The organism is Bradyrhizobium sp. Leo78, from assembly GCF_059512425.1.
Genome location: NZ_JCAMOT010000001.1, coordinates 23,980 through 39,597 on the forward strand (window position 1 = coordinate 23,980; position 15,618 = coordinate 39,597).

13 protein-coding genes are annotated in these 15,618 nt (G+C 63.0%); 9 read left to right on the forward strand and 4 right to left on the reverse strand.

The annotated features are described in order from the left end of the window. Nucleotides 1-48 precede the first annotated feature (48 nt). Entirely contained in the window at nucleotides 49-786 is a 738-nt protein-coding gene (locus AC5ZG1_RS00115) for a GntR family transcriptional regulator (protein ID WP_245474568.1), read from the forward strand. Nucleotides 787-835: 49 nt separating this feature from the next. Here the strand turns inward: AC5ZG1_RS00115 and AC5ZG1_RS00120 are convergent, their stop codons facing one another. Both AC5ZG1_RS00120 and AC5ZG1_RS00125 read right to left on the reverse strand, forming a co-directional pair. Continuing rightward, complete coding sequence (locus AC5ZG1_RS00120) at nucleotides 836-1,714, reverse strand: IclR family transcriptional regulator (protein WP_496131654.1); 879 nt, start codon at nucleotides 1,712-1,714, stop codon at nucleotides 836-838. Nucleotides 1,715-1,819: 105 nt separating this feature from the next. After that, the gene (locus AC5ZG1_RS00125; RefSeq protein ID WP_496131655.1) at nucleotides 1,820-2,734 is read right to left on the reverse strand and encodes a dihydrodipicolinate synthase family protein; all 915 of its coding nucleotides are present in this window, start codon (nucleotides 2,732-2,734) and stop codon (nucleotides 1,820-1,822) included. 230 nt (nucleotides 2,735-2,964) lie between these two features. Here AC5ZG1_RS00125 and AC5ZG1_RS00130 point away from each other — a divergent pair, with 230 nt between their 5' ends. The 6 genes from AC5ZG1_RS00130 to AC5ZG1_RS00155 all read left to right on the forward strand — a co-directional run bounded on the left by AC5ZG1_RS00130 (nucleotide 2,965) and on the right by AC5ZG1_RS00155 (nucleotide 10,453). Then, nucleotides 2,965-4,302, forward strand: coding sequence for an MFS transporter (locus AC5ZG1_RS00130; RefSeq protein WP_245474569.1), 1,338 nt, complete (start codon nucleotides 2,965-2,967; stop codon nucleotides 4,300-4,302). A gap of 69 nt (nucleotides 4,303-4,371) precedes the next feature. Next, complete coding sequence (locus tag AC5ZG1_RS00135; RefSeq protein WP_456641145.1) at nucleotides 4,372-5,529, forward strand: ABC transporter substrate-binding protein; 1,158 nt, start codon at nucleotides 4,372-4,374, stop codon at nucleotides 5,527-5,529. Nucleotides 5,530-5,582: 53 nt separating this feature from the next. Further along, nucleotides 5,583-6,464 carry a branched-chain amino acid ABC transporter permease gene (locus AC5ZG1_RS00140; protein ID WP_456641144.1) on the forward strand — a complete coding sequence of 294 codons (882 nt, stop codon included), beginning with the start codon at nucleotides 5,583-5,585 and terminating at the stop codon, nucleotides 6,462-6,464. After that, nucleotides 6,465-7,463: a branched-chain amino acid ABC transporter permease gene (locus AC5ZG1_RS00145; protein WP_496131656.1), complete on the forward strand. Its 999-nt coding sequence runs from the start codon at nucleotides 6,465-6,467 to the stop codon at nucleotides 7,461-7,463. After that, nucleotides 7,447-8,943: an ATP-binding cassette domain-containing protein gene (locus AC5ZG1_RS00150; protein ID WP_456641143.1), complete on the forward strand. Its 1,497-nt coding sequence runs from the start codon at nucleotides 7,447-7,449 to the stop codon at nucleotides 8,941-8,943. Before AC5ZG1_RS00145 ends, AC5ZG1_RS00150 begins: the two co-directional genes overlap by 17 nt. Nucleotides 8,944-9,046: 103 nt before the next feature. Further along, nucleotides 9,047-10,453 (forward strand): FAD-binding oxidoreductase, encoded by a 1,407-nt coding sequence (locus AC5ZG1_RS00155; protein ID WP_456641142.1) that lies wholly within the window; start codon nucleotides 9,047-9,049, stop codon nucleotides 10,451-10,453. Nucleotides 10,454-10,556: 103 nt separating this feature from the next. Here the strand turns inward: AC5ZG1_RS00155 and AC5ZG1_RS00160 are convergent, their stop codons facing one another. Together AC5ZG1_RS00160 and sdhA are read right to left on the reverse strand one after the other, a co-directional pair. After that, nucleotides 10,557-11,396 (reverse strand): 4'-phosphopantetheinyl transferase family protein, encoded by an 840-nt coding sequence (locus AC5ZG1_RS00160; RefSeq protein WP_496131657.1) that lies wholly within the window; start codon nucleotides 11,394-11,396, stop codon nucleotides 10,557-10,559. A 48-nt stretch (nucleotides 11,397-11,444) separates the two neighbouring features. After that, nucleotides 11,445-13,295 (reverse strand): succinate dehydrogenase flavoprotein subunit, encoded by a 1,851-nt coding sequence (gene sdhA / locus AC5ZG1_RS00165; RefSeq protein WP_496131658.1) that lies wholly within the window; start codon nucleotides 13,293-13,295, stop codon nucleotides 11,445-11,447. A 304-nt stretch (nucleotides 13,296-13,599) separates the two neighbouring features. On the opposite strand from sdhA, the gene AC5ZG1_RS00170 reads away from it, so the two are divergent. Beyond that, entirely contained in the window at nucleotides 13,600-14,541 is a 942-nt protein-coding gene (locus tag AC5ZG1_RS00170) for an alpha/beta fold hydrolase (protein ID WP_496131659.1), read from the forward strand. Nucleotides 14,542-14,691: 150 nt separating this feature from the next. Continuing rightward, nucleotides 14,692-15,615: a LysR substrate-binding domain-containing protein gene (locus AC5ZG1_RS00175; RefSeq protein WP_130224168.1), complete on the forward strand. Its 924-nt coding sequence runs from the start codon at nucleotides 14,692-14,694 to the stop codon at nucleotides 15,613-15,615. Nucleotides 15,616-15,618: the final 3 nt, after the last annotated feature.

A 15,618-nucleotide genomic window follows, 5' to 3' on the forward strand; every position in this document is an offset into this window, starting at 1 on the left:
TATAACAAACATCGTCGGTAGGTCAAGACGGCCGACCGGAGGAGGGATTTGCGCGATGTCGCGCGCCGCGATACCGAGCGTTGTATGACGGCATTGAAACGAATCGAGCGTGAACCGCTGTGGGATCTCGCGCACGCGCAGTTGCGGGACGCGCTGCTGGCCGGGCGGTTCGAGCCCGGCACGGTCTTGACCTTGCGCTCGCTGGCCGAAAGTTTCGGGACGTCAATCACGCCGGTGCGCGACGCCGTCACCCGTCTCGTAGCGCAAGGCGTGCTGCAGCAGGGGCCGCGCAACTCCGCGATCGTGCCGCACCTGTCCCGCCGCGAGCTTTCGGACCTGACGGTGGTGCGTTGCGCGCTGGAAGGCCGCGCAGCGCGGGAGGCGGCCCTGCGGCGGCATGACGAGGCCGCCCTGCGGAAGCTGCAAGAGCGGCTCTCGACGATGCAGTCGCTGATCGCTGCGCGCAAGCTCGAGAGCTACCTCGAGCATCACCGCAAGTTTCACTTCGGCATCTACGCGATGTCGGGGGTCCCGCTGCTCGTCGAGACCATCGAGAACATGTGGCTGCGCTGCGGGCCGGTGCTGTCCTACGTGATCCCCGAATATGTCGTCCTGCTGAAGGGTTGGGATCACCACACCGCGGCGCTGAAGGCTATCGTGGCGGGTGACGCCGATAGTGCCGAACGCGAGATCGTCGCCGACATTAGTGATGCCGCGCACTACCTCGCGAGTCTTGCAGATTCGACGGGCCAATTGAGGCGACCGTCTGGGCTAGTCACCTCTTAGCTGCGCGCGGCGCCCCGGACTGGCGAAGATGGAAGGTGAAGCCCTTCGATCAGGCGCCACGTTCGCCTTGTGCGGTTCCTGCCGTGGTCCGTTGACGACGTTTGGGGGCGTTGCGCTCCGGCGCAGCGTCGGTGGCTCGGCTGTGCGAGTCAGGCTGGTAGCCCAGTCGGATCGACAGGAGCTCGGCGTGCGTCATCACGGTCCGGGCGAGCTCTGGCACCCATTCAGCCGTAACGCGCCGGCTCGGACCACTCACGCTAATTGCCGCGAAGACGCGGCCCGCACTGTTGCGGATCGGTGCGCCGACGCAGCGCAGCTCCGGCTCATGCTCGCAATCGTCCACCGAATAGCCGCGGGACCTGATCGCGGCCAGTTCGGCCTTTAGCCGCTTGGGCTCAACGATTGTGCTCGGCGTGAAGCGAGGCAGGCCGGCGCGGATGACCCGGTCGATCACGGCGTCGCTCTGGAAGGCGAGCGCCGCCTTACCCACGCCTGTCGAGTGACAAGGCGAGGCTTCCATCGTGATGACGGTGTTGTGCGGGCGTGCAGCAATTTGGCTGCGGCGATTGACGAAGACCATCTGCGCGCCGTCGAAGACGCAAAGATGCACATCCTCGCCGCTGAGCTTGGCAAGCGTATCGACGAAAGGCGGCGCCTCGCGATACAGCGGGAGGTTCATGAGTGCGCTGCCGCCGAGCTCGAACAGTTTTATGCCAAGCCGGTAGCGATCGCGGCTCGCATCCTGCTCCAGGAACCCGACGCTGCGCAGGCTATCGACGATGCGATGGACGGTGGTGCGCGGTAGGCCGGTACGTCGCGCGATCTCGACAACGCTCAGCTCGGGGTCGGTCGAGGAGAAGGCCTCCAGGACCTCGAGCATCTTGAAGAGCGACTTCACGCTCTGTCGACCGCTGTCGACGCTAGTCATGTCGGACCTTTCGGGTGGCGTCGCCACGCAATATCCAGGACGCGAACCAAGTCCGACTTAGACGGAATCGGGCGCGGCGGCAATGCCGCGCCCTTTGTCGTGCGCTCACTCGGCTGCGACCAGCCTCACGCTGCCTTCGACCTCGAGCAGGGGCTTGAGGGCAGCCGCGATCGCGTCCTTTTGCCGGCTGGTCGGAGCCGGCATCGGCTGCCGCGGAAGACCGCTCGGCGATCCCTGGAGGGTGAGGGCATGCTTCACGCAGGCCGGGAGATTGTCGCCGACGATCGTGTTCCAGAACCGCAACAGGCGCTTGTGGATCTCGATCGCGGTCGCGTGGTCACCGCGTTCGACCACGTTCCACAGTGCCACGCAGGCGCCGGGCACTGCGGCCGGGTTCGCGGCGATCGTGCCATGCGCGCCGAGCGCGAAGGACGGATAGAGCAGCGCATCGACCGCCGTCAGCACGACCTTGCCCGCGGGCACGTCGAGCAAAAGATCGGCCATCAGCTTCAGGTCGCCGGCGCTCTGCTTGACGCCGATCACGCCGGGCAGCTCGTTCATGATCCGCAGCAGCAGCGCGGGGCTCAGGTAGTTCCAGGGCACGACGTTGTAAATGATGACGGGCTGCTTGACCGACTCGGACAGCGTCTTGAAGTGGCCGACCGTCGCATCCTCGTCTGGCTTGAAGAGATAGTGCACCGGCGTGATTTGGAGCGCGGCGACGTCGAGCGATTCGATGGCGCGGGCGCGGGCAATCGCTTCGCGGGTCGAGTTGGCGATGATGCCGGCGACGAGCGGCACCTTGCCGTTCAGCTCCTCTGCGCAGGCCTCGATCAAACGCCGGAATTCGTCGGCGGTAAGCGTGTGACCCTCACCCGTGCTGCCGCCAACACAGACGCCATGCACGCCCTTATCGAGCAAAAACTTCACTTGGCGACGGAAGGCCTTTTCGTCGATGTCGCCGTTCTGATCGAACGGCGTGGTGAGGGGCGGGATGATCCCCGTAATCTTCGCTGGCACGTTATCCTCCTTATTGTCCGGAATACGGACATTTTTGTATGACAAATGCGCGCATGACGTCAAGCGTGGTCGGCAACATATCGAGTTGTTCGCGCTAAATTTAAGAGGAGAGTAGTGACGCGGCCGAAAAATCCACTTGACATGTGGAATAACTCGCTGCTCATGTTGTCCGCAATACGGACAAAAGTCCGGGCAGGGATGTCTTCCTGCCGAAGCCGGAGGACGACGTCATGAGCGGAATGGTTAGGTCGAGCGGGTCCAGCCGGGTGGCAGACCAAGTGACCGCTTCGATCAAGGGTCGGGAGTCCAGCGACATCCGGAAGGTTGCTGTGGCGAGCGCCATCGGCAACATGATCGAGTATTACGACTTCACGCTCTACGCGACCGCAACCGCGCTCGTCTTCAACAAGATCTTCTTCCCGAGTTCTGATCCCTTGGTCGGATCGCTGCTCGCTTTCGCGACGTTCTTCGTGGGCTATTGTGCAAGGCCGCTCGGCGGCGTGCTGTTCGGCCATTTCGGGGACCGCGTCGGCCGAAAAACGGCGCTGCTCATCACTATCGTGATCATGGGACTTGGGACTTTCCTCATCGGACTCATGCCGACCTATGAGCAGGTCGGAGTGTTGGCGCCGATCTGTCTCATCGGGCTGCGGCTGTTGCAGGGAATTGGCATCGGCGGCGAATATGGCGGCGGCATGGTGATGACGGTCGAGCACGCGCCGGCCGACCGGCGCGGTTTCTTCAGCTCGCTCGTCCACATCGGCGTGCCCGCCGGATTCCTGATCCCGATCGCGCTTTTGGGAATCCTGTCGACCTCCATGAGCGAGCCTGACTTCCTCGCCTGGGGCTGGCGGATCCCGTTCCTGTTTTCGATCGTCCTCGTCGGAATCGGGCTCTTCATCCGCTTCAAGATCTCGGAGACGCCGGCGTTCAAGCGCGTGCTGAGCGAGGAGGGGGCTGCCAGCGTGCCGGTGGTCGAAGCGGTCCGCAATCACAAGGGCAACATTTTGTTCGGTATCGGTGCCAAGGTCGCCGAAAGCGGGCTGTTCAACATCTACGCCGTGTTCGCGATCACCTACTGCAAGACCAAGCTCGGACTGCCGAGCCAGACGATCCTGAACGGCGTGCTCGTTGGCTGTGCGCTCGAATGCCTGACGCTGCCGATGTTCGGGGCGCTGTCGGACCGGATTGGTCGTCGCGCAGTCTATTTAGGCGGCATGATCTTCCAGGCCGCGCTCGCGCTCGTCTTCTTCCAGATGCTGAACACCGGGCACACCGGCATGATCTGGCTCGCGATCGCGCTCGGCCTCGCGCTTGGTCATGGCTCGGTCTACGGCGCGCAGGGCGCCTACTTCTCGGAGCTGTTTCCGGCGCGCATTCGCTACAGCGGCCTCTCGCTCGTGCAGCAGCTCGGCCCGATCCTCGGCGGCGGCCTCTCGCCGCTGATCGCAACCGCACTGCTTGCCGAGTACGGCTCGGCCTATTGGGTGGCCGGCTACATGGTCGCGATGGCGCTGCTCTCGGCCGCCTGTGTCTTCGGCCTTCGTCCGCTCCGCTCGGATAACTGAGCCGATCCTGCTCGCAAAACTAGCCGCTCGAGACGAGGCGGCATCGCAAAACCAAGTGAGGAAACTGCCATGGTCTCTACCTTGCGCTTCTCTCGACGCAGTCTGATCAAGGGCATCGCCGCTGCGCCGCTCGCAATGCCGGCGATCCTTGGCCGTGCACGCGCCGCCGATCCCATCCGCATCGGCATTTCCGGACCGATGACGGGTCAGTTCGCCCAGAACGGCCAGTGGATGAAGAACGGCGTCGCGATTGCGGTGAAGCAGGTCAACGACAAGGGCGGCATCAAGGGGCGCATGATCGAAGTGCGCATCGCCGACGATCTCGGGCCGAACCCCACTGCGGCGGCCAATGCCGTCACCAAGCTCGCGACCCAGGACGAAGTCGTGGCACTGGTGGGTCCGCACTACACGCCGGGTATCTTGCCGAACCTGCCGTTGCTCGCGAAATACAAGATCCCGTGCCTGACGGGCGCAACCGGTCCGGTCGTCACCCAGCAAGGCAGCCCCTGGGTGTTTCGCGTCCGCCTGAATGATGCGATCGGCGCGGACCTTCTGGTCAAATACGTCACCGAAGATCTGCAATGGAAGAAGATCGGACTTGGCTACGTCAACACGGCCTTTGGGCAATCCGGCATGGGCGTGGTCAAGGCCTCCTTGACCAAGCGCGGCGTCGAGCCTGCGCTGGTGCAGGCCCACACCGACGCGACCAAAGATTACACCTCGCAGATCCTGGCCTTCCAGCAGGCCGGTGTCGACGGCATCATCGTCTGGACTGACGATCAACCGGCCGGGCTCATTGCCAAGCAGAGCAAGACCCTCGGCGTCAAATTCGGCATCGCCGGCAACACGGCATTCTCGCAGCCGATTTTCCTCGGCCTCGCCGGAGAGGGCGCCGACGGATGCATGGCGATCGGCGAGTTCGTCAAGGACAATCCCGACGAGCGGGTGCAGAACTGGAAGAAGCTCTATTCGGCGACCCATCCCGGTGACGAGCCGGAACTCTACGCCACGGTCTATCACGACGCGGCAAAGCTGATCATTGCGGCGATGGAGCGCGCCGATGCCATTACGGGCGAGGGAATCCAGCAGGCCCTGACCGCGATCCGTGACTTCCCGGGCATCGTCACACGCTATGGCTGGACCGGCAACGGCGATATGACCCATTCCGGCATCATCACCAAGGTCGCCGGCGGCAAGCCGGAGATCGTCAAGGCCATCAGCAGCTAACGCGCGCGACGCCGCCGGACCTCCGGTGGCCGGCACCGGGATGGGATCTTACGATGTTGCAGACTTTTATTCAGATCGTATTGGTGGGATTGGCGGTCGGCGCCGCCTATGCGCTGGTGGCGCTCGGCTACACGCTGATCTGGAATGCGGTCTCCCTGGTCAATTTTGCTCAGGGAGACCTCGTGATGCTCGGCGCCTTCGTCTCGGTCGGCTGGCTCGCCAATCGTCTCGGGATGCCGCTGTGGCTGAACCTCGGCGCGATGCTGGTGATCCTTGGCCTCTTCGGCGCCGCGCTGGCTTGGGGAATCTACCATCCCCTGCGCAACGCGCCGCAATTGTCGGCGATCGTGGCAACGCTCGGCCTGTCCATGGCGTTGCAGAATATCGCCGTGATCATCTGGGGACCGCAGCCTCTCAACTTCGCTGGCCCCCTGGGCACGACCTCGGTGCAGCTCTTCGGCTCCACGATCTACGCGCAGTATCTCGTCATCCTGGCGGCGCTCGCGGTGATGATGGCGATCCAGCACGCGCTGTTTCAGCATACGGCGCTCGGTCGCGCGATGCGCGCCACCGCGCAGGACGCCGAAGCCGCGCGGCTGATGGGCATCCCCACAGCCCGCATCATCGCTTTCATCTTTGCCTACGCCACCATGCTCGCAGCCTTGGCGGGCTGGCTGGTCGCGCCGCTGTCTTACGTATCTTCCGACATGGGCGTTAACCTGTCGCTCCGTGCCTTCGCGGCGACCATCCTCGGCGGCTTCGGCTCGATCCCCGGCGCGCTCGTCGGTGGCCTGATCTTCGGCGTCATCGAGTCGGCGGGCTCCTTCTACATTTCGTCGGAATATATCGACGTGATCGCGTTCGGCGTCTTGATCGCAGTTCTGATGTTCCGCCCGCAGGGCATTTTCGGTGAACTCGAACTGGAGCGTCCATAAATGACTGCCGACGGAAACACGCTGACGATGCGTACGCTCGCCCTTCTGGTGATCGGCGCGGCGATCCTATGCGGCCTCCTCCTGCCGCAATTCCTGTCGGTGTACTATCTGCAGGTCGCAGACGTGACATTGATCAACATCCTCCTGGTCCTCGGGCTCAATTTCATTCTCGGCTTCGGTGGCCAGATGTCGCTCGCACAATGCGCATTCTTCGGCATCGGGGCGTATGGATTCACGCTGCTTCAGGCCGCAGGCATGCCGGTACCGGTCGCCGCGATCGGCGCGATCGCAATCTCCGCCGCGGTGGGGATGGCGCTGGGCTGGCCGACATTGCGGCTGAAGGGGCATTGCCTCGCCCTGTGCACGCTGGCTTTCGCGCTGATCGTCGAGCGGCTGCTGGTGAACTGGGAGGGCCTCACCAACGGCGCCAACGGCATCACCGCGATCCCGGGCATCGGGCTTGCCGGCGAGAACGACAAGATGCTGTGGGTACTGCTCGCGATCGTCGCTTGCGCCTATCTGCTTCAGGTCTGGATCGCCAATGGTCCGCTGGGTCTGCGCATCCGCGCGCTACGCGACGACGCGCTGGCCGCGCAGGCCATCGGCGTCGACATCTCGCGGCTCAAGATCATGCTGTTCGTGATTTCGGCCGCTTATGGCGGTCTTGCCGGCATCTGCTACGTGCTGCTGCGCGGCTATATCAGCCCCGACGTCTTCTCGTGGCAGTCGACCTTCTCCTACCTCGCCATGGCGGTGGTCGGCGGCCTCGGCAGCCCCCTTGGCGCCGTGCTCGGGGCCATCCTCTACACTTTCGTGCCGGAGCTGTTGCGCTTCATGCAGGAATACTACTTTGCCGTCTTCGGCGTCATGGTCATCCTCGTGATCACCTTCTTCCCCGCCGGTCTCTCCGGACTGGTTCTCTCCGCCTTCCACAGTCTTCGCCGGCGCGAAAAATCCTATGCACGATCGGACGTGACGCATCATGAACGCGCTGCTTGAACTCTCCGGCGTCACCAAACGCTTCGGCGGCCTGACGGCGCTCGAAGACGTATCGCTCACCGTCGCGCAGGGCACGATCCATGCTGTGATTGGCCCCAACGGCTCGGGCAAGACCACGCTGTTCAACATCATCAGCGGCATCTATACGCCGACCGGAGGCGAGGTGCGCTTCGAAAGCGCCATCGTCACGTCGAAGCCATTGCACCAGCTCGCGGCAATGGGGCTGGCACGCACGTTCCAGAACACCCGCCTGTTCGGCTCGATGACCGTGCGCCAGAACGTCCTTGCCGCGCGGCACGGCAGGGCTCATCCGTGGCGCTTCGACCAGGAAAACGCACGCCGGGTCGACGAGATCATTGCGTTCGTCGGGCTTGCCGACGTTGCCGATGCGAATGCCGCCTCGTTGCCGCAGGGACAAAGGCGGTTGCTCGAAATCGCCAAGGCGCTTGCGCTGGAGCCGCGCCTCGTGCTGCTTGACGAGCCGCATGGCGGTCTCAACCACGCCGAGACCGCACGCCTGATCGAGGTGATCCGCCAGATGCATGCACGCGGGATGACGATCCTCTTGATCGAGCACGAGATGGAAGTGGTGATGACGCTCGCCGACCGGATCACCGTGCTCAATTTCGGCAAGGTGCTGGCGGAGGGCGCGCCGGCCGAGATCCAGCGCAACGACGCCGTCATCGAGGCCTATCTCGGCCGCGCCGACCGCGAGGCGGAGCTCCATGAACAGGTCGGCCGCGCGAGCGAAGGTACCGGCGCGCCGCTGCTCGAGGTCTCCGATCTCGTGGTCCGCTATGGTGACATCGAGGCGGTGCGGCAGGTGTCGCTGAAGGTCGGTGTCGGCGAGTTCGTGGCGCTGCTCGGCAACAACGGGGCAGGCAAATCCTCCACGCTGAAGGCGATCGCGCGTCTGGCGCAGGCCTCGGGCTCGGTGCGCTTCACAGGTCAGGAGCTGATCAGGGAGCCGACCGAGCGTCTGGTCGGAATGGGACTGGCGCTCGTTCCCGAGCGCCGGCGGCTGTTCGGCGGATTGACCGTGATCGAGAATCTCAAGATCGGCGCCTATGGACGGCCGCACGGCGAACTGGCGGGATTGATCGAGGAAATGCTCGAACTATTCCCCAACCTCAAGCGCCTGTCGGCATCGCTGGCCTTTTCGCTCTCAGGCGGGGAGCAGCAGATGCTCGCCGTTGCCCGCGCATTGATGAGTCGTCCGCGCCTCTTGCTGCTCGACGAGCCGTCGCTCGGACTGGCTCCGCTGCTGGTCGAGCAGGTGTTCGGCAAGCTCGTGGAAATCAATCGGCAGGGGACCGCGATCCTGCTGGTTGAGCAGAATGCCCGCATGGCGCTCGCGGTCGCGCATCGCGGTTATGTGCTGAGCTCGGGACGCATCGTCGCCGAGGGCAGCGCCGCCGAGGTCGCGCGTGATCCCCGCCTGATGGGCGCCTATCTCGGCCACGGCGAGGCCGCCGAATAAGCCATCGGGCTGGATCTGGTGCTCACGAGAGCCGGCGCCGTCGCGGCTTGAAAGGCGGATCGCCGTGGTGCAGATGGAAGCAGGGTCACCAATGGAAGCCGACATGAACGCCCACACCCTGCCGCGCCCAACAACTGAAGTCATCGCCGCTGTGCGCGCGAGGCTCGCCGAACGCCTGGGCGCGCGTGTCACCGTCTCGCAGGCCGTGCTCGACCTGCATAGCCACGGCGAGGGTCTGCCGGCAGTCGGTGTGCCAGACCTCGTGGTCTTTCCCGAGACCAACGAGGAGGTCGCCTTCGTTCTCGCGCTGTGTAACGAACACCGCGTACCGGTCACGCCATTCGGCGCGGGGTCCTCGCTTGAGGGCCAGCTCGCAGCCCTTGCCGGCGGCGTGTCGCTCGACATGACGCGCTTTGACAAAATCCTTGAGGTCACACCGGACTCGCTCGACTGCCGGGTCCAGGCGGGCGTGACGCGCGAAGCGCTGAACGCGCATGTTCGCGACACCGGCCTGTTCTTTCCGGTCGATCCAGGCGCCAACGCCTCGATCGGCGGCATGGCCGCCACGCGGGCCTCCGGCACCAATGCGGTGCGCTATGGCACGATGCGTGAGAATATTCTCGGCCTCACCGTCGTCACGCCCGATGGCCGCATCGTCCGCACCGGTAGCCGCGCGCGGAAGTCATCTGCCGGCCTTGATCTCACCCATCTCTATGTCGGCAGCGAAGGAACGCTCGGCGTCATCACCGAAATCCAGCTCAGGCTTTACGGGCAGCCGGAGACCACTGTTGCGGCCGTCTGCCAGTTTGCCTCGCTTGAGGGCGCTGTCGCCGCTGTCGTGACGGCGCTGCAGTCCAATCTGAAGATGGCGCGCATTGAACTGCTCGACGAGGTGCAGATGCGCGCCGCAATCCGCTATTCGAAGCTGGATTATGTGGAGACGCCGACGCTCTTTCTCGAGTTCCACGGCACGCCGAACGGAGTGCGCGAAGAAGTGGAGATGATGCAAGCGATAACAGCGGATCACGGCGGCGGCGCGTTTCAATTCGCCGAGCGGCCGGAAGACCGGACGCGGTTGTGGAAGGCGCGCCACAATTCCTATCAAGCTGTGATGGCGCTTGAGCCCGGCAAGGCCAATATGGGTACCGATGCCTGCGTGCCGATTTCGGCGCTGCCGGCCTGCCTGTTGGAGACCAAGGCGGACATTGTCGCATCTGGCCTGACGGCGCCGATCGTCGGCCATGTCGGTGATGGCAATTTCCATCTCGGAATCCTGTTCGATCCGAAGGACGCGCAAGAGACTGAGCGCGCCGAGGCGCTCGCCTTTCGCACCGCGCGCCGAGCCATTGCGATGGGAGGCACATGCTCAGGCGAACACGGCGTAGGGCTGCACAAGATCGTGCACATGGAAACGGAGCACGGTGAGGGGGTGGCGCTCATGAAGGCGGTAAAGACGGCGCTGGACCCGAGAGGAATCATGAATCCGGGAAAGATCTACCCGAGCAACTGATTTCCAGTGTGCGCTGTTTGAAGACGAGACGCTCTTTCCGCGCTGGCCTCCAGCAACTACCACTGTGGATTTTCGTCCACGGCGTATTTTGTCGGCGCTTCCGTCAGAAATCAGCAGAGGCGAGGAGGTGCCATTGCGCGACAGATCCAAGCGCAGGAGGTACTGCGAGGACCGTTGGGCTTGGTCCCGCATCGACGATGACCTCATTTGGCGGAACTGCGAAACCTAGTCCGGCCGCTTTCAGCAATGCCTCCTTGAGGGTCCAATAGCGGAGAAACAATCGGGACCGGGATATCTCCGGCGCTTTCCGCAGAGCAGCTTGTTCTTCGGCGGCCAGCACCAGCTCGCTGATGGAATCCAGATGATCTACTTCGCGTAGGAGTTCGACGTCGACCCCGATGGGCATGCGTGCTGCGGCGACGGCAACGGCGCCCCTGGCATGACTGAGGCTGAAGTCGATTTCCTGCGGATCGACCAGAAGGACCGGCTTGCCGTTCGCCGATGGTGCAAACCGCAGCGCATTCGGCGGTCGACCTACTGCATGTCCAAGGATCAGGCGCGCTCCCGCATGGGCGGCCAGATAGCTGCGCCGGTCCTCATGATGCCGGAGTCGCGCCAAGTGGTCCGTCTCCTGCACGTCAAGCAGCGCGGCGCTTTGCTCAAGAGGAAGCGCGGTAGGGCCGGGCGTGGCGCCTTTCTCCGGCGGGGAGACTGCGGCCAGCCAGAACGCGATCTCTGCGGGTGTCGGTCCTTTGACCGGCGTCGGGAGGTTCGGATGGGGCAACCATCGCAGGCGCAACTCATCGTCTTCAGGCGTGACACGCTTGACGGCGATTGCCCAGGCGACCACCGTTGTTGCCTGCAACGCGGTAAGCGATGAGGCGAAACCGTCCTGTCCGGTGCAGACAGCGTTATTCATGCAAGGTTGGCTAACATCGGCCACCGGTTCTCTTGAACTGAGCGACATCCAGCATTGAGCGGTCCCCCTCAATCAATACACGCGCTCTCTTGGCGGGATTGACTGCACCTCGTTTGAGAGCGGCTGTAAATGCACTGGTCTGTAATCGAGCCGCGCGCGGCCACCATCATCGAGCCAGCACAGGCTGTGCTTCAGCCAATTTTCGTCATCGCGTTTGGGGAAATCTTCCCGCGCATGCGCGCCGCGGCTTTCCTTGCGACCGATCGCTGAATGAAGGCTGACGCTGGCCTGCGCAAGCATGTTGTCCAGTTCGAGTGTTTCGGCCAGATCGGTGTTGAAGATCATCGTGTGATCGGTCACGCCAATGTCATCCCGCATCGTGGCGATCACCTCGTTAAGTTTTGTCAAACCGTCGTCCAGCAGCGCGCCGGTGCGGAATACGGCGCAGTGGCGCTGCATGGTCTGTTGCATGGCGAGCCTGATGTCGCCGGCGACAGCCTTGCCTTTGGCCCACCTGATGCGATCGAGATGCGCGATGGCACGATCGGTCGCCTCGTCGGACGCCGGTGCGTGGCCCTCTTGCGGACGCAGGGTCTCGATCACGCGATGAGCGGCAGCTCGCCCAAACACGATGATGTCGAGAAGCGAATTGGAGCCGAGGCGGTTCGCTCCATGCACGGAAACGCAAGCCGCTTCCCCGATCGCCATCAGTCCTGGGACGACCGTTTCCGGATCGCCATGGCGAGACGTGACGGCTTCGCCATGCAGATTGGTCGGAACTCCGCCCATGTTGTAATGGACGGTGGGCAGCACCGGAATCGGCTGGCGTGTGACGTCGACGCCCGCGAAGATTTTGGCGGTCTCGCTGATGCCCGGCAGGCGCGTGTGCAGGAGTTCCGGATCGAGGTGCTCCAGGTGTAGTTCGATGTAGTCCTTGCGCGGACCGCAGCCACGCCCTTCGTTGATCTCAATCGTCATGGCGCGGCACACGACGTCGCGCCCGGCAAGATCCTTCGCGCTTGGCGCATAACGCTCCATGAAGCGCTCGCCTTCGGAATTGGTGAGATAGCCGCCTTCGCCGCGCGCCCCTTCCGTGATCAGGCAACCGGAGCCGTAGATGCCGCTCGGGTGAAACTGTGTGAATTCCATGTCCTCGAGCGGCAACCCGGCCCTCAGGGCCATCGCGTTGCCGTCGCCGGTAGAGGTGTGGGCGGCGGTGCAGGAGAAGTAGACGCGGCCGTAACCTCCGGTGGCCAGCACAGTGCGGTGAGCATTGAAGCGGTGGATGGTCCCATCTTCCATGTTCCACGCCAACAGGCCACGACAGGCGCCGTCATCATCCATCAGCAGGTCCAGCGCGAAATATTCGATGAAAAACTCCGTGCCGTGCGTCAGACACTGCTGATAGAGCGTATGCAGGATGGCATGGCCTGTCCGATCGGCCGCCGCACAGGTGCGCTGGGCCATCTTCTTTCCGTACTCGATGGTCTGGCCACCAAAGGGACGTTGATAGATCCGACCATCTCCGGTGCGCGAGAAGGGTACCCCATAGTGCTCCAGTTCCAGCACCGCGGGCACGGCTTCGCGGCACATGTATTCGATTGCGTTCTGATCACCGAGCCAGTCGGAGCCCTTGACCGTGTCGTACATGTGAAAGCGCCAATCGTCGCCATCACCCATGTTTCCAAGCGATGCCGCCATGCCGCCCTGTGCGGCGACGGTGTGGCTGCGTGTCGGAAAGACTTTTGTAACGCAGGCGGTCTTGAGGCCTGACGATGCCATGCCCAGTGCCGCGCGCAATCCGGCGCCTCCTGCACCGACGATCACCACATCATAATCATGGTCGATGATTTCGTACGCTTTAGCCATCCTGCTGTTCTCCCAAGTTTGCGAACAAGTGTTTCTGAGTTCAGCGGTATCCATCGGATCGGCGAAAAGCTTATCGATCTCCGACCGTTCTGGCGACACAACTCAATATGGCGTCGAGCAGGCCAAATTCCATCGGCTTCGCTCTGACCATGCCCATCGCTTCGCGGAGAGATTCCGATATCGTCAAATGAGATGATACGTATCTCATTATTTGAATTTTCAGGATGGAGATCGAGCCTATATCTTCTTGCAACAGATATTCAGCGGATACCGACGTCGTCGCGTGTCGCTGTTCGAAGGACTTGTCTCTTCGCGTTTCGGTCGCAAGTCGGCCAGTCGCATTGCCGGAGGTAAGGATATGAAGCTTCCAACCGTTCTATCGGCCGTCGCCGCGCTGGCCATGGGTCATGGCGCCCAGGCCGCAGCCTTGCCATCGACCTCGGCCACGATCACCTATCATCGTACGCAGGTGGATGGTGTCAGCATCTTCTATCGTGAAGCGGGGCCGAGCGACGCGCCGACGATTGTGCTGTTGCACGGCTTTCCGTCCTCCTCGCGGATGTTCGATACTTTGCTTCCGCTTCTTGCCACGCGCTTTCGCCTGATCGCACCTGACTATCCGGGGTTCGGCCAGAGCGAGGCTCCGCCGCCCTTGCGTTTCGCTTACACGTTCGACCATCTCGCTGAGACCACGAACGCCTTGCTCGAGCAGCTCAAGATCAGCCGCTATGTCCTGTACCTGCAGGATTATGGCGGTCCGGTTGGCTACCGCATCATGGTGGCTCATCCCGAGCGGGTGCGCGCGCTTGTGATCCAGAATGCGAACGCCTACAGGGAAGGGCTCGGCGCCAAATGGAGCGGCATTGCGCAATATTGGGCCGATCGAGATGCGCACCCGGAGCAGGTCGACGCTTTCACTTCGCTCGAAGGCGCCAAGGCCCGTCACATCGGCAGCAGCCCCAATCCCGAGCGCTACAATCCCGATACATGGACCGACGAATATGCGTTCCTGTCCCGACCTGGCCAGCGGGAAATCCAGGCGGACCTGCTTTACGACTATCGCACGAACGTGGCCTCTTACCCCGCATGGCAGGCATTTCTGCGCGAGCATAAGCCACCGACGCTCATCGTGTGGGGGCGCTATGATCCGTCCTTCATTGCAGCGGGCGCGGAGGCGTTCAGGCGCGACCTGCCGGACGCGGAGATTCATCTGTTGGATGCCGGTCACTTCGCGCTAGACGAGAAGGTCGACGATATAGCACGTCTGATGATCGACTTCCTGCCGAAGCAGCCGGAATAGGCTTAACGCCAGCTATACAAGGAGTGAGCGAGTCGACCGTTCATACCCATTACCGAACGGGCCACCCAACGATGTGTCTGTTCTAATTGAAGAAAACATTTAGGTGGGGCATAACCCTCGGCAATTGAAGCGCTGATTGCCCACACTGTTATGACCAGGCCCCGGGTTCCATCCCTCGTCGCATTGAGAGCTTTTGAAGCTGTTGGCCGCACCGGCAGCATGCGTGCCGCTGGCGACGAGTTGGCGGTGAGCCATACGGTCGTGTCGCGTCATATCCAAAACCTGCAGGAAAGCCTCGGCGTCACGCTCGTCCGGGCTCAGGGTCGCGGCGTCATGCTGACCGAACGAGGCTCGTTCCTCTATGAGCAGTTGTCGCAAGCGTTCGACATCATCGCGCGCGCCACGGTTGCGGTACGTCCTCCGTCGCGAACCACGCTTAACATCTGGTGTATTCCTGGCATCGCCAACCGCCGCCTGCTGCAGAGGCTTCCCGAATTGACGGGTCCACCGAACCGATGGGAAGTCAACCTGCAGCCAACCTTGTCGCACCCCGATCTCTCGCGCGGTGAGGCCGATGCCGAGATCGTCTATGCTGATGTGATCACCACGCATCTCGATCTAGCGTCCGAGCCCTTGATCCGGCCGAGGGTCTTCCCGGTGGCCAGCCCGAGCTATCTGGCGCGTCATCCCGCCATCACGAGCCTGACGGACTTGGCGTCGATCGCGTTGATCCACGAGGAATCGACGGAGCAATGGGAGCGCTGGTTTCGGCTGGCCGGATTGGTCGATTTGCCGCAGCTCGGCGGCCAGCGTCTTTGGCATGCCCACCTCGCCATCGAGGCGGCGCGGCTTGGGCAGGGCGTGGCAATCGCAAATGACGTCCTTGTCGAGGACGACCTTCGCACTGGTGCATTGGTCGAGCTGCTCTCCACCTCCGTCTACATGGGAACGTACCAATTGGTCGCTTTGAAGGAGCGATGGCGCGACCCGGCGATTGTTGCACTGCGGAATTGGCTACAAAATGTGCTGGCCAGCGCACTGATCGGCCCGACTGGTGCATGTGAGTCACCATAGCGC

What these genes read in the sequence shown, in the direction of transcription:
- AC5ZG1_RS00155 (WP_456641142.1), top strand. Translation starts at nt 9,047, where the DNA reads ATGAACGCCCACACCCTGCCGCGCCCAACAACTGAAGTCATCGCCGCT.
- AC5ZG1_RS00175 (WP_130224168.1), top strand. Translation starts at nt 14,692, where the DNA reads ATGACCAGGCCCCGGGTTCCATCCCTCGTCGCATTGAGAGCTTTTGAA.
- AC5ZG1_RS00135 (WP_456641145.1), top strand. Translation starts at nt 4,372, where the DNA reads ATGGTCTCTACCTTGCGCTTCTCTCGACGCAGTCTGATCAAGGGCATC.
- AC5ZG1_RS00120 (WP_496131654.1), bottom strand. Translation starts at nt 1,714, where the DNA reads ATGACTAGCGTCGACAGCGGTCGACAGAGCGTGAAGTCGCTCTTCAAG.
- AC5ZG1_RS00140 (WP_456641144.1), top strand. Translation starts at nt 5,583, where the DNA reads ATGTTGCAGACTTTTATTCAGATCGTATTGGTGGGATTGGCGGTCGGC.
- AC5ZG1_RS00150 (WP_456641143.1), top strand. Translation starts at nt 7,447, where the DNA reads ATGAACGCGCTGCTTGAACTCTCCGGCGTCACCAAACGCTTCGGCGGC.
- sdhA (WP_496131658.1), bottom strand. Translation starts at nt 13,295, where the DNA reads ATGGATACCGCTGAACTCAGAAACACTTGTTCGCAAACTTGGGAGAAC.
- AC5ZG1_RS00145 (WP_496131656.1), top strand. Translation starts at nt 6,465, where the DNA reads ATGACTGCCGACGGAAACACGCTGACGATGCGTACGCTCGCCCTTCTG.
- AC5ZG1_RS00170 (WP_496131659.1), top strand. Translation starts at nt 13,600, where the DNA reads ATGAAGCTTCCAACCGTTCTATCGGCCGTCGCCGCGCTGGCCATGGGT.
- AC5ZG1_RS00130 (WP_245474569.1), top strand. Translation starts at nt 2,965, where the DNA reads ATGAGCGGAATGGTTAGGTCGAGCGGGTCCAGCCGGGTGGCAGACCAA.